Source organism: Endozoicomonas sp. 2B-B, assembly GCF_053470045.1.
On sequence record NZ_JBLZMU010000001.1, the window covers coordinates 6161756 to 6177915 of the forward strand.

General features: G+C 49.2%; 3 protein-coding genes. All 3 read left to right on the top strand.

Going from position 1 to position 16160, the window contains the following annotated elements:
* The first annotated feature begins 789 nt into the window (after positions 1 to 789).
* Positions 790 to 6393, top strand: a complete 5604-nt coding sequence (locus tag ACOMHB_RS22545; protein WP_448218667.1) for an AAA family ATPase — start codon at positions 790 to 792, stop codon at positions 6391 to 6393.
* Between the two features lie 92 nt (positions 6394 to 6485).
* A complete protein-coding gene (locus ACOMHB_RS22550) occupies positions 6486 to 13820 on the top strand; it encodes an AAA family ATPase (RefSeq protein ID WP_448218298.1) in 7335 nt (2444 codons plus the stop codon).
* 139 nt (positions 13821 to 13959) lie between these two features.
* On the top strand, positions 13960 to 16089 hold the full coding sequence (locus tag ACOMHB_RS22555) for an F-box protein (protein WP_448218299.1): 2130 nt from the start codon (positions 13960 to 13962) through the stop codon (positions 16087 to 16089).
* Positions 16090 to 16160: the final 71 nt, after the last annotated feature.

Sequence of the window (16160 nt, forward strand, 5' to 3'; positions counted from 1 at the left end):
GGACTTCAGGTGGCTCATTCAAAACAGCAGCCCAAAGCCCTGGGGTTGGAAGAAAACGATGCATACCCTCTGCCCGAGCCACAGGAAAAAGTCAGCGATCACCGTGCCTTTAACACGGTGACGTATCAACAACATGCCCAGGCAAGTTATTGGATTAGTCATCAACCGCAAGCCCCCCTGGTCATTCAGATCAATGAACAATCCGGCCTCAGCGAGCTGTTTGATAATATCCACATCACCTCGGAAAAAAAGGCGCATTTTGGACGACGTCCGAGTGACTTGCAGAAGGCTTTGACCGCTGGCAAACCGGTGGTATTCAGAGGGCTGGAAACTAATCCAACACTTCAGCAGCTTCTGGAACCCCTGATTATTGGGCAACCTCTGTTGCTGAATGGCCAATTACAAACCTACCCACAGGCTCAAGTCACCGTACTCTGGCCCGGGCTTGTGAAAAGCCCCTCTTCAGTATTTAATTCGATGGTTGCCAAGGGTAAACCCTGTCCTGAGGTCGATCTCTGGGATCTCAATGCGGACAAGCATAAAATCTCCCGGTCTGAGCTGCCGGAACAGGCGCTTAATGAACTTTACAAAGCCTTTAAAACCGTACCTGCCAACCTTTGTAACCCTCTGCCTGAAATAACCGAAGGGTTATTGAATAACCTGATACTGGCTGCCCGGCGAGCACAGCAGGTTGATCAGTCCTCACAACTGCTGCCCTGCCACTGGCGCAGGGCCATCAATAGTGTTATCACCCATGGTACCCGACAGAATCCGTCCGTGCGTGATTTTATGAAAGTGGCCTGCTGGCACTTGTTACCGGATAAGGATCAATCTCCCTCGGTAGACCCGGATCGGTTAAATGCCGTCATCAATAGTGCCCCGCAGTTGGATAGAGCGTTTGTGAAGCAAAACCTGTGGCAACTGGCCAGAGCCTTTAACCCGGAGGTATTCAGGGCCGCTGGATTGATTAAAGGATTGCAACTGTCCTATGAAAATCCATTGCCATACAGGGATGCAAAAGAAATTCTGGACAGGCTCTGTGCCATCATCGTGGCCTGTCGGCCTGAGCAACAGCGAAACGCTTTAGCGTTCCAGTTGCAAGTCGAACCGTCGGCAGCGAAGCCCTGGCAATCGTTAGCCATCAGGCCAACAGGTCAGATTAAACGTTTGCAAGATGCGCTGGCTTCTGGCTGGCATTTACCTTTGTCACCAGGGCAGACCCGATCCGATGCTATTCAGACACTGGCCACCGATTGTTTTCATAGGGCCAGGACAGCGAATTCTGAGGCAGAAGGCATTGAACGCATAGAAAGTCGGCTGTTTGAATCACTGAAATGGCAGGGTTCCGCTGATAAGCCCCTGTCAGCACTGGCCAAAGATCTTTGTCATGGCGAGATAGGTCAGAAGGACCGTGAAAGTCGTCGATTATCCCGACTCCATGACCGGCTCACAGACTCTCCGGTTATATTCCTGCAGGGAGAAACCGGCACCGGGAAAAGTTACTTTTCTGCCAAAATGGCGAAGGCTTCAGGGCAGGCTTCGGTGTTGTCCCTTGGACCTTCTGACGGCGAACAGACCCTGATGAAACGCTGGCAGTGGCAACAAGAGGCCGACGGCGACCGCTCTATGGCGCAGCAAAACCAGGCATTGATGGAATGGGCCAATACCAAATCCGACAAAGATGGAGGCTATGTCACCCTGGTTCTGGATGAAGCTAACCTCACCAAAACCGGATTACTGGCATCATTGAACGGCTTATGGGAACCACAACCCTGCATTTACGTGAATGGTCATCCTGTCGAAGTCAGCCCAAAACACCGGGTGATTCTCACCGGTAACCCGGATCATTACGCCGGGCGCCAGCTCGACCCGGTCCTGAAAGAGAAATTGCCCAGGGCTTACTACCCACGCCTGGATCAGGCTTTCCTTCGCAACAGAGTGGTGGAACCTGCTCTGGTCAATCAGTTACAGCGACATCTGTCAGAGCCTGTAATAAACGACATCGCACGCATTACCACCGAGAGCGTGATGGCACTGTGGCAATATTATCAGGAACTCTTGCCCGAGCATGAGTTTACCCCCAGGGATTTGACGGATATCTGCAGTTGGGTGGGCTGGTATCTGGATCGTGCGCTGCCCGCAGGTGAGAATGTTACCTGCAAGCAAGTGAACGGTTTGATCCAGCAAAGTTTTCGCGATCTTCTGGGTCCTGAAATCACCGAAACTCATCAGGATGCCCTGCAGGCACTGGAAATCTGGTTTGCTGCCCGTTACGAAGTGGACAACTCCCTGCGTGACAAAGTTCATAAACATACACTGCCGTATATTCAGCAGACCTTCGAAACATTAACCAAAGCAATCCGACCTGAGTTTGATACCTCCGGATCAGCAGTCAGTCAACTGGTGCAACAGCTTGGGCAGGATTTTAGTCGCTGTCAGCAGGCTTATCATCGCAAGATAAAACACGGCGGTCGTCAGGCAACACTGATTGAAGGCCCGGCTGGGCGAGGTAAAGATGCTACGCTGAATCTTCTGATCAAAAGTCTCAGACAGCAGGCTCAGCAACGGCAAGAGTCCACGCCCGAAGTCTATCTCCTGAATGCCTGTGATTGTTCCTGGGACAAACTATGTGAAGCGATTCAGAAGGCAAAAGAGGAAGGCGGCATCGTGGTGATTTCGGAAATGAATCTGATCGACAGCCAGCATCTGGAAGGTGAGTTAAACGGTATTCTGGCCGGTGATGCTCATCCGGGTTTCCACCTGTTTGCTACTATCAACCCGCCAGAGTATAGCGGGCGAAAACCCTTATCACCGGCGCTGAAAGGGCGTTTTCGGCATTTGCCCATCCGGCAGTATAACCCGACCGAATTGCAGACCATTGCCGAAAAAGTGTTGCCAGAGTCCTCAGAAGGGACATTCGCCGCTAAAATGCTAACAGAAAAGCATTGTCGTCTAAGAGCTCACCTGCAACACAAAAAACTGCCGTTGCAGCCCACCAGCCTTGATTTACAGAATGTTGCCATGGCTATCACCAGTGGTGGTGATTTTAGCGAAAAAGCCGTTCATCAATGTCTCAATCGACACTACCGACTTTATCTGATGGCTGCCAACATAACGCTGGAGAAACTGCCCAAGTCTTCAGCTCTTGCCATGGGGAAAAGTGAATTTGATTCCGGACTCTGCCGTTGGTTCAATGAAACGGTATCGGGCATTGATCGTCCGTGGTTGATACGAGGCAGTCATCTCAACAGTGTTAATGAAAAAAAACATGAAATCCTTGTTAACACTCAGCGGGATGAAAAGGAAGCCAGAACGGAACTCATCAAGAGCATGGCTCAGGCAAAGTGGCAGTCATCAGGCCTTCCCCTGAATTCGGACGATATTCTCACCGGGGCACTCTACCGACACTGGCAGCAAAGCTGGTTTAGCAATCATTTTGGCCGGACGAACGTGGACGCTAACAGCGTATTTCCCCTGACGGAAGAACAGCAACAAACGCTGAAAATGTCAGCTAACCAGCCTTATCTTCAGGCCGCTGATCAGCAGATAAGGGCGTGGAAAGCCGGTGAAGTCCAATGGCGGCCTGCGTTCTGGCATCAGATCAATGATCTGCCGAACCATCTGGTAGACGATTTTATCAAAGTCGACGAGAAACAGGCTTCGCCATTGGATCAGAGAAAAAACCATAAGTCACAACCTGTTGACCAGACGTTGACTGCTTACGCTGATAAGGCGCCTGAACAAGACAAGCCAGAAGTCCACGAGAAACAGGCTTCGCCACTGGATCAGAGAAAAAACCATGAGTCACAACCTGTTGACCAGACGTTGACTGTTTACGCTGATAAGGCGCCTGAAAAATACATTGCAGAAGCCTACGAGGAACAGGCTAAGACATTGGAACGGAGCACGGACTACGATAACCAGGAGGAGCCACACTTCAAAGAGCATATAGTTTTTCTTACGCAGAACCCTTCTTCCCGGATGGATCGCTGGTGCGCATGGGATGTTTATGTGTCTGCTCAAGGCGATGTCAAATGGATCAATATTAGTGATCAACACATGCAGGGGGTCGAAGTTCTCATACCAGACCGGTTACCACAACGTGACCAGGAAGTGACATTAGCCAGCAACCAGACGCTGGCAACCATTAAGATGACATCAAACAATGGTCAATACCCATTGCCAAGCCTGGCGCCTGACGACTGTATCCTGGCCCTGCGTACAGAACCCCATTCGTCGTTTACCCTGTTCAGGGATTGCTATACCGGGTTTCACACAGTGTTTATTCCAAACTCCGGAGCCAACCAGAGTATTGAATTTACTTATGTCGTAGAGTCCGGACAAACGGGCAAAAAAACACCTGCTGAAGACTTCCGACCAGCCCATTCAACACGTTTTGACGTCCGCTGTTCAGAAACTATGAAAACAGTACTGAAGGGAGTGCTTGATAACATTGAGCAACAACCAACCGAAGTACAGGTGCCTTTGCAGAGAATAAAAAACGCTAAAAGCACGATGCAACGCATTGAGGCGATCGAGAACTATTGCCGAGGATTTTCCTGTGATGCTTTGCCAGAGCACAATAAAAATTTCTTTCATTTCCTCGTAACACAGCGGCAAGGTAACTGTACACATCGTTCGTCTGTATTTGTTGCTTTTTGTCGCTATTTTGGCATTCCATGTCGGCAAATCAATAACCCTGTCCACGCCTTTGCCGAGTGTTCCCCGGATAGAGGCCAAACCTGGGAGACAGTGGACTTGGGCGGAAAATCTGGCAAGTTAACTGAAATCTTACCTCAGTTCCAGCCTGTCAACAGGGTCCGTTGCTCTGGTAATGAGTCAAGGCAGGCCAGGGTTCTCCTGAAAAATGTCATGAAAGATGCTGATTTAGCACAACAGCAAATTCTGGCTGAAGCCTCTGGTATGAGCCTTGAGGAACTGAACAAAACCCTTGAGACAGGCAGTGCATTGCCAGAAAAAATTCCAGGTACTTTCGAAATAGTGAAGCACCTTTGGGAGGCAAGAGATTTAACCAGATTTTCCATTGGCGCCTCAATGCTTCAGTCGCTGGAGACAGAAGCATTCGGCGAAGACGAGAAAGCATTGGTCGGTAAAGTGTTTGAATACGGAAGTCAATATAAACCGATGGCGGAGGCTCTCAAAATAATATTGTCCAGCAGTGATGAAGATCAGGTCAGTGAACAACTCAAGTCACTCCATTCAAAAATGATCGATCAGGTCGGAACACCTCCTGAACAGTGGTTGTGTTCAATAGCGGACGTACTGGCAAACAGTGATTTGACCCGTCCTGCAATCATTCACTTTGCCCGTGAAGCCCTGGAATCGGGTTGGCTGGATCCAGTGCTGACCTATAAAACAGAGCTTATAGAGGCCTCTGTACATCATGAACTATTGGTGCGTCTGGAAAGTGTCGAAGGACTGAACATTAAAGCCGCTCATTGCCTGAAAAAGTGGTATGGGGTATTGATGTCCAGGGAAAAAAATAACCAGCAATGGCAGCAGGATTATGAAAGCTTCCAAAAGAGTAAAGAGAACACTCTCTTCATCACTCATCATCATGACGGGCATTCGCCATTCCTTAAAAATAAAATTGCCAGTCCATGCGTAGAGATTGCCTGGACGGACAAACCAGAGGGCGTTCCGAATATAGAACGAATATTGTTGCAACAACCTGCCTTTTTGCAGTCAAACTCGGGTAAGGGGAACCACCGTCCGGTTATTATTCTGGGACAAATCTCCCCGAGGAACAAAGTGATTAATGAAAAGGCCGAAGCCCTGTTTCAACGGAAACTTGAGAACAGCCCGGACTTTAAGCAGATATTTGAAAAGGTCAATCAATATGAGGCAATGATAAAACGATACCGTAATGCTTTCAGGGCAACGGATAGCAGGAAAGAAAAGCTTGATATCAACAGCAAGTACCAATCCTTCCTGAAGTCCAATGAGGTCACATCCAGGGAAAAACTTCTGGTGTCTCGCTATAAAAAAGAATGCAAGAAAGCGATTCAACAGGCCTTTATTCATTACTTGTATGGAATGACACATTCGAACGGTGGGAGCTTAACCTATTGTTGGGCCTATCCTCGCGACTGGAGGGAAAATGATCGCAGCTTTGGCGCTCATGATCCATCCTCACCGGGAGAGCTATATGCCATGATGTCTTTAATCGGGAGCTCTGACTGGTCGCAGGAAGCTATTAAGGATGACTACTTAAGACATGCACATAACGCCAGTGACGCTCTGATTCTCAAAAACAATGAGCTGACAAAAATTGCCGAAGAGTTTGTGAACAGCGTGAATTTGAATTCGCTTTATGACTCACTGGATACGGCATTAGAGTCTGATTATGATGAATTTTTTCAAGTTTGGTGACTTCTAAACCAAATTGAACTTTCCTCCTGTCTGAAGGTCGAATCATTAAGCAATTTTAATGCAGCCCTTTCAGATAACAGGAGAGTCTGACTATGGATGGCCGGATTGGTCCAGCTACAAACAAACACGCCCTTGATGATAACTCTCTTTATAGTGACTGTGCAGCCAAGTTAGCAAAGCTGGATTTATCATCAGAGGCAAATAATGATGTAGGAATCTGCACTGAAGTCAGGCCCAAACTGAAGAAGTCGCCATCTTCACAGAGGATGCCTGACAAAAAGAGAACCGTCTCCTCAACGGATTCCTCGCGCCAAAAGGCGACTCATTCCTTCGATTTTCGTTTTGTCGACAGTGATGATGAAGTTCGCCGACTTTTAGTTGCCCAGACCGGCGATGAATATCGGGATGTCACCCTTATTTCCCATCCCGATGACCTTTCACAGGCTAATCTGGTGAGCCGTTTGAGCATTGCCGCCGATGGTCGCCACACTCTGCGCTCAGGCAAGCTTTTTGAAGGTTCAAAGCCACTGACCCTGGTGATAGATATCCGAAAACTCACCAGTGATGAACTGCCAAAGTTTAATGATCTGCTGGACCCGGATAATCCCTGTCTATACGACCAGGTCAGCCAGAAGAAACGCCCTCTGGGCGAGCATGTTTCTCTATTGGTCCTGGCAGCCCCTGCCCAGCTGGTATCCTTTGGCGGGCTTGACGAGGCAACGGGGAGCGACGCACCTGGGGCTGATTTCTGGCGGCGAGTTAATCGACCGGAAAATACCTGGCAGTTCGACGCAAAGACTGGCAATGATCCATCGATGAAGATCGACAAAGTTCCTCCGGTATTGACTGAACTCCCCTACTCCGAACGCACTATGGATGACAACAATACTGTTCTTATTGACTGCCACTTGCACAGTCACTGGCGACAGTTGCTGCTGGGCGGCCCCGGAGTGGATCAACAGGGGCGAATCCGGCACCTCCCCGGCAGGCTTGAGTCATTAAGGGCCGGACAAAGAGTGATTCTGAAAGGGGCCAACTGGCAGGATCTGGCCTTTGAACAAACGATTCGACAGATGCTGGCGCAACAATGTTTCGAGAGTAATGGGAAGATCTATCAGTTACCCGACGATGTTCAGTTTTATCAGATGCCGGTGGAGAATGACGAGCTTCATTCACTGTTCCAAAGCCTGTCCCGCTCTCGTGACAAACAAGGCGACAAAGGACCTGATAACAAGCACGCACCACCAAACCCAATCATCATTAACCAGAGTAATATCGCGGAATGGCTGAGCCCGATTGCCATTGCCCCGGGAGGTTATGCAGCCCCTAACACCTCTCTGTTGGAGCAAATTCGGGCAGGTGGTGCAGTTACAGTGACGTCCCCACTCACTGAGGCTCTCTGGTTTCGTTTGCTGGGTTCACTGCAGACGATTCGCGCGACGACAGGTATACAGCCACGGCTTCAGTTAACTCATTCAAAACAGCAGCCGAAAGCCCTGGGAGTGTCAGAAAAGGATGAACATCCTCTGCTCAATGTCAGAGGTCAGTCTGCCTTCAGTGCTGTCAGTTATCAGCAACGCGCCCAGGCCAGTCAATGGATCAATAGTCATCAGGAAGCCCCTCTGGTCATTCAGGTCAATGACCAGACCAGCTTCAGCCAGCTCTTTGATAATATCTATATCGCCTCGGAACAAAAGGCTCATTTTGGACGACATCAGAGTGACTTGCAGAAGGCATTAAGCGCTGGCAAGCCGTTGGTATTCCGGGGACTCGAAACTAACCCAAAGCTTCAGCAGCTTCTGGAATCCCTGATGCTTGGGCAACCTCTATTGGTCAATGGCCAATTACAGGCTTACCCACAGGCTAATGTCACTCTGCTCTGGCCTGAGTCCGCGAAGAGTGCCTCTTCAGTATTGCGTTCGATAATTACCAGGGGAAACCCTTGTCCTCAGATCAATCTCTGGGATATCAATGCCCTCAAATATGGTATCTCCCGCGCTGAACTGCCTGAACAGGCTCTGCACTCACTTTACGAAGCCTTTGAAACCGTACCGGCCCACCTGTGTAACCCTCTGCCGGAAATGACCGAAGGCCTGTTGAGTAACCTGATACTGGCTGCCCGGCGAGCACAGCAGGTTGACCGCTCCCTGCAACTCCTGCCCCGCCACTGGCGCAAGGCCATCGACAGCGTCATCACCCATGGCACCCGGCAACATCCGTCCGTGCGTGATTTTATGAAAGTGGCTTGCTGGCACTTGTTACCGGATAAAACGCCAACTGAGGATCAAACCGCCTCGGTAGACCCGGATCACTTAAATGACATCATTAGCAATACTCTGCGGCTGAATAGAGAATTTGTGGAGCACAACTTCTGGCAACTGGCCAGAGCCTTTGACCCGGCAGTATTTAATGGAGAATTACAACTGTCCTATGAAAGTCCATTTCGACAGGAAAATAATGACGCTCTGGACAGGCTCTGTGCCATGATCGTTGCCCATGTGCCTGAACACCTTCGAGAGGCAATGGCACATCAGTTGCAAGTCGATCCGGAGGCAGCGGAGCAATATCAACCGTTAGCCATCAGGCCAGCAAGACAGATCAAACGTTTGCAAGATGCACTGGCTTCCGGTTGGCAATTGCCTTTGCCATCAGGACAAACCCGATCCGATGCCATTCACGCACTGGCCAGCGATTGTTTTCACATTGCCAGAACAACAAATTCCGAGGCAGCAGGCATTGAACGCATAAAACATCAACTGTCTGAATCACTGAAATGGTCGGGCTCCACCGATAGGTCTCTGTCAGCACTGGCCCGGGATCTTTATCACGGCGAGATGAGTCAGAAGGATCGTGAAAGTCGTCGTTTATCCCGACTCCATGACCGGCTTACGGACTCTCCCGTTATCTTCCTTGAGGGAGAAACCGGCACTGGGAAAAGTTACTTTTCTGCCACAATGGCGAAGGCTTCAGGGCAGGCTTCGGTGTTGTCCCTTGGACCTACTGATAGCGAACAGACCCTGATGAAACGCTGGCAGTGGCAAGAACACGACGATGGCGACCGCTCTATGGCGGAGCAAAACCGGGCGTTGATGGAATGGGCCAATACCGAATCCGACAAAGACGGAGGCTATGTCACACTGGTTCTGGATGAAGCCAACCTCGCCAAAACCGGATTACTGGCGTCATTGAATGGCTTGTGGGAACCGGAACCCTGCATCTATGTGAACGGTCATCCTGTTCCGGTCAGCACAAAACACCGGGTGATTCTCACTGGTAACCCGGATCATTACGCCGGACGTCGTCTCGACCCGGCCCTGAAAGAGAAATTGCCCAGAACTTACTACCCACGCTTAGACCAGGCTTTCCTCCGGGACAGAGTGGTGGAACCGGCTCTGATCAATCAGTTACAACGGCATCAAATAAACGACATTGCACACAGTGCCACCAAGAGTGTGATGGCACTCTGGCAATATTATCCGGAACTATTGCCCGAACATGAGTTCACCCCCAGAGATTTAACGGATATCTGCAGTTGGGTGGGCTGGTATCTGGATCGTGCGTTATCCACAGGAGACAGTGTTAGCTGTGAGCAAGTGAACAGTTTGATCCAACAAAGTTTCCGGGATGTACTGGGTAGCGAAATCAGCGAAACTCATCAGGATGCCCTGTCAGCACTGGAGATCTGGTTTGCTGCCCGCTACCACCCGGACAACACCCTGCGCGACAAAGTTCGTACACAGAACCTGAAGGATATACAGCAGCCCTTCATGCAATTCACCGAAAAAAACCGACCTGAGTTTGATACCTCCGGATCGGCAGTCATTGAGCTGGTGCAGCGGCTTGGGCAGGATTTAAGCCGCTGTCAGCAGGCTTATCATCTCGGCAGAAAACACGGCGGTCGTCAGGCAACGCTGATTGAAGGCCCGGCTGGACGGGGTAAGGATGTCACGCTGAACCTGATGATTGCAAGTGTCAGACAGCAGGCTGAGCAACGGGGAGAATCCATGCCGGAAGTCTTTCTCCTGAATGCCTGTGATTGTTCCTGGGACAAAGTGTGTGAAGCGATCCAGAAGGCAAAAGTCGACGGTGGCATCGTGGTGATTTCGGAAATGAATCTGATCGACAGCCAGCATCTTGAAGGTGAGTTAAACGATATACTGGCCGGTGACAGCCATCCGGGTTTCCATCTGTTCGCCACCATCAACCCGCCTGAGTACAGTGGGCGAAAACCCTTATCACCGGCGCTGAAAGGACGTTTCAGACATTTGCCGATCCGCCGGTATAACCAGACCGAATTGCAGACCATTGCCGAAAAAGTGTTGCCAGAGACCACGGAGGGGAAATTCGCGGCTAAAAAGCTGACTCAGCTACATTGTCGATTGAGGGCTGACCTGCAACGAAAAAACCTGCCGTTACAGCCCACCAGCCTTGATTTACAGGAGGTCGCCAGGGCTGTTATGAAAAGGAGCGACTTTAGCGAAAAAAGACTTCATCAATGCTTCGATCAGCACTACCGACTTTATCTGATGGCCGCCGACCTGTCACTGGAGCAACTGCCTGAATCATCGACTCTTGCCATGGATGAAGGAGCGCTTGATCCTGAACTGTGCGATTGGTTCAACCAGACAGTACCGCGCATTAATCGCCCGTGGTTGATACGACACAGTAACCGCAACAGTATTGATGAAAAAAAACATGAAATTTGTATCAACACTCATCTGCATGAAAAGAAAGTCAAAACGGAAATCATCCGGAGGGTGGCTCAGGCAGAATGGCGGGCATCCGGTCTTCCCCTGAAGCCGGACCAGTCAAACGATATTCTCACCCGGGCACTGTACCGATACTGGCAGAAAAGCTGGTTTGATCGTCAGTTTGGTGGCTCGGGCGTGGACGCCAATAGTGTATTTCCCCTGACGAAAGAAGAGAAACAAACACTGAAAATGCCAGCTAACCAATCTTATCTTCAGGAGGCTGACCAGCAGATAAGCACCTGGAATTCCAATGCCGTTCAATGGTGGCCTGCGTTCTGGCATCAGATAAGCGCTCAACCGGACCATCGGGCTGACGATTCTGAAAAATACAACCCACAAGCCTTCGAGAAACAGTCTGAGATATTGGACTGGAGCACAAACTATGAGAACCAGAAGAAGCCTGTCGTTGAAGACTATAAAGTTTTTAATACGCAGACGCCCTCTTCCCGGATGTATCGCTGGTGGGCAAAGGATATTTATGTGACTCCTGAGGGTGACATCAAACTGATCGAGATCAGTGATAAACACATTCAGAGGGTCGAAGCCCTGATGCCTGAGCGATTGCCGGGGCAAGGCCAGGAAGTGAGATTAGCCAGCAATCAAACGCTGGCGACCCTGAAGGTGTCACCGGTGAATGGTCAATATGCATTGCCCAGCCTGACGCCTGACGATTACATCGTGGCCCTCCGTATCGAGCCCGATTTGCCATTCACCCTGATCAGGGACCGATACACCGGGCTTCACTCATTGACTATTCCAGAGGCAAAAGCCAACCAGAGTATTCAAGTGGCTTATGTCGTAGAACCCGGCAAAAAAACACCGACTAAAGGCGCCCGACCAGAACGATCAATACTTTTTGACCAGAGTTGTTCAGAAGGTATGAAAACAGTACTGGTCAAATTGTTTAAGACCACTGGCGAACAAACATCTGAAGTAAAGGTGCTTTTGGAGACAATAAAAGACGCTAAAAACACGGAGCAACGCATTGAGGCGATAAAAGACTATTGTCAACAGTTTTCCGGTAAGGCTGCACCAGAGCCTGGTAAGAATTTCTTTGAATTTCTCGTAACACAGCGGCAAGGCAGCTGTCGCCATCGTGTGCCTGTTTTTATTGCTTTTTGTCGTTATTTCGGGATTCCATGCCGACAAATTGTTAACCGCATCCATAGATTTGCCGAGTACTCCGGGGATGACGGCCAAACCTGGAAGCCCGTGGATTTGGGCGGGGCACCTGCAGAGCGAACAGAAATCAAACCTGCCTTCCAGCCCCACAGTAAGTTTCGTAGTTCCAGCACTGCATTAAAGCAGATTGTGAATCTCCTGAAACGGGCTGATTCAGCACAACTGCAAACTCTGGCCAAAGCCTGTGGCATAAACCTTGAGGAACTGAAAAAGGCCCTTGAGACAAACAGTGTATTGCCAGAAACCGATCTAAGTGTTTCCGAACTATTAAATAACCTTTGGAAGGAAAAAAATTTAACCGCCTTTATCATGGGCATCTCAGTGATTGAGTCACTGGGAACAGAAGTATTGGGCTCTTACGAGGAGGCATTTAAATGGATAGCGGAGGCAGTCATACAAATATTGTCCAACAGTGATGAAGATAAGGTCACTGAACCACTAAAGTTACTCCATTCAAAATTGATTGAGCAGGCCGGGGTAACTCATGACAAGTGGCTGCTTGCAATAGTATTTGTATTGGAGCGCAGTGACTTGACCAAGCCTTCGGTTCTTCAATTTGCGCGTAAAGCCATGGCATTGAATTGGCTGCATCCAGTGCCGTTCTCACAAAGCCATTTAGTATGGGCCCATAATCATCATGAGCTATTGGTGCGTCTGGAAGGCATTGATAAACTGAAGGTTGAAGCCGCCCTCTGTCTGAAAAAGTGGTATCAGCATTTTTTGTCCAGGGAAAAAAATAGTCAGGCGTTTCTGCTGGCTCATAAAAGACTTCGGGAGAAACAAGGCAGTATCTTTTTCATCACTGATTCTCATGATGGTTTTTCGCCATTTCTGGAAGGTAACATTGTCAGCTCATCTATACGGAATGCCTGGACGGATCAACCCGGGGGCATTCCGAATATAGAACGAATGCTATTGCACCATCCTGCGTTTGTAGAGTTATCCTCAGGCAAGAATAACCACCGTCCGGTGATTATCCTGGGGCAACCTGACTGGTACAGTACAGAGATTAATAAAATGACCGATGTCCTGTTTCAACGAAAAGTTAAGAACAGCCCTAAACTGCAGCAGTCGTTGAAAAAAATGAGACCAGAGTCCATTGAGGTGCAGTCAGAGGTCCAACAGCATTTGGATGATTTAAAAAACAAATGCATGAGCGCAATTCTGCAAGCCTTCACTTATTACCTGTATCAAGTGACACACTCGAAAGGCGGTTGTTTAAATTTTTGTTGGGGCGATGCCAGCGTCGTGGGATCTGAGAATGACGACTACTATGGCGCTCATGATCCATCTTCACCTGAGACGCTGTTTGCCATGATGTGTAATATTAACAGCTCTTTTTTGTTTCAGAAGTCTGTTAAGGATGCCTACTTAATGCGGGCACAAAATACCAATAATGCTCTGATACTCAAATCCTGGGATATGACAACCATTCTCGAAGAGTTTTTGAGCAACGTGAATTTAAATTCGATTTATGAGTCATTGGATAGTTGATAAGCGTTTGACCGTGATACGTTTTTCAAGATCAGTCATTTCCCTGAATGTTTTCGGGTAACCATCCAAATAGAACTTTTCTCCTGTCTGAAGGTCATATCATTAAACAATTTCAAGACAGACAGCAGAGAGGTTAACTATGGATGGTCTGATTGGTGGAAAAATAAACGCCCCCTTTCCTGACAGTCACGCGACAGCCAACAGAGCAAAGCAAGATACACCGTCAAACATTGCAGAGGTCTCTGATGTCGTTCCCAAACTCTGTCCATGGTCAACTCCGGTCAGGATACCAGACAAGACGAGAACCGTATCCGCAACGGATTCAGCAACGGCTATGACTTGTTTCGACCGCCAGTGGGCCAGCTTGCCTCTGGAAGTGCTCGAGAAAATCGCCAGCTATTTAGCCATCGAAGATATCAATCATTTCGGGCAAACATCGCCGACAATGGGCGATCGTCTGAGGTCATGCGGTCTGGAAGAGGTCCATCACTTCCTCTCCTTGACCAGACAAAGGCAGACTGAGTGCCGGGCAATCATTCAGTCCAGTCATTTACTCCTTGAGTACCTCAGGACATTGTCCATATTTTCTGTTTGTCATTTCCCTGCGCAACAGGGCCCGGCCTTTTACTCCTTTTATGCCAGCCATTTGCGCCAGCAGATTCTTGATGGGGTCACACTGACCCTTATACCCACTGACAGCATAAATATTCATAGCCTTAAACATCATCTGCGTGATCATATTCCCATCATCATTGAGAAAAAGGCGGAGAACTACAGCGATATTCTGGCCCTGGACCCTGGTGGCCATTGGGTCAGGGAAGCTGAAATCAAACACGACGACCATGTCAGTTTTGGGCATCAGCAGACCGACCATATTTTATTTGTCCGGCAACCCTTTCCACGAACTCTTATACGATCTGGACCTTTAAGCTACCAATGCAACGGCAAAGAGCATTGTCTGTCCGTTTATGAACGCAAGAACGATACGTGGGTTGAGCAACAACTGACAGCGGATGAGGTTTTTCCTAAATGTAAATATCAGGATATCGATATCATGCACCTGTCACCTGATGCCAGGACACTGGTCTGTATTAACCAGTGGCGAGCTGTAGCTATTCTGGGTCGGGGTGCAGATGGACAGTGGATCAATAAAGGCAACATTAATACACGTCTTTTTCATCGGCTATTCAGTGCCGACAGCAATCATCTTGTGCTTTATGGTAATAACTCACGCATCAGGCTGATGAGCAAGGCAGACGATGGATCCTGGTCAAACACGGGTCACATTACTGTTAAAGATCCTGCTGATGATCTGAAAGAAATGCCCAGTGGCGAAAAAGTGAGCGATTTTGAGTTTGATCTTCATGTGGTATTCAGTCCGGATAACCGCCATTTTGCCACATGGTTTGAGGATGCCGGCAATGATTCCCATCACGGTGATATTGAACGGGATTATTTCTTTGTCGTCATTTTTGCCTTTGACCCTCAAGGGCAGTGGCGTGAAAAACAGAGAATCATTGAATACTGTGACCAGCCAACCCGATATTTCCAGCTTAAACCTGAATTTAGCCCCGATGGTCGGCTTCTGATTATCACCACCGAGGAAAGTATTGATATCTGGGAATTAACTGACGACCAGTGGCAGCAATCTAAACGGGAGGAGCCCGAAGACGGCGGTGGTGAAATTCAATTTTCTGTGGACCCTTGTGAATTCATCAGAAAAAGCGAGCAAAGCGTAACGATCTGGCGCAAGGCAGCGTCCGGAATCTGGGGCGAGACACAAACATTTTCGGCTGAGTCCCTTTTAGTAACCAGTCCCAGCGGTGAAACCATTGTTTGTAACGATCCTGCCGGACACACTGATCTCTATCAACGTCAGCCTTTTGCTGAATCTTTCGATCAGCCATTCGGTGAACCCGCCGCCGTTCAGTGGGTCAATCAACGCATCGGGTTTTCCATCAAAAAGGCAGATTTCAATCAGGAAGGTTGCCTTCTGGCTGTGGTTCCCGGGACGGATACGCGCAGTCTGATTCTATTCGGGTTGACGGCAGACGGGAGCTGGCTGGAAAGGGCCCGTTTGCAAACAGAAGGCAGGATTTACAAATTTTGCTTCAGCTCGTGCAGCCGCTCCATTCAAGTCTACACTTTGCGCCCTGACAGCTGCCCCAAAAGGCGAGAGTTTTATTCGCTCTGGAAGATCATGCCCGATGAACTGGCTTTCGCAGGGCGGGATGACTTTTCAGATTTTCACCAGACAACTGTTGTTTAAACCAGGCCAGCTGGTGTTCAAGGGCGGCGAGCTTCTGGTCCCGTTTCACCAACAGCGCCTGCCTCTGCTGA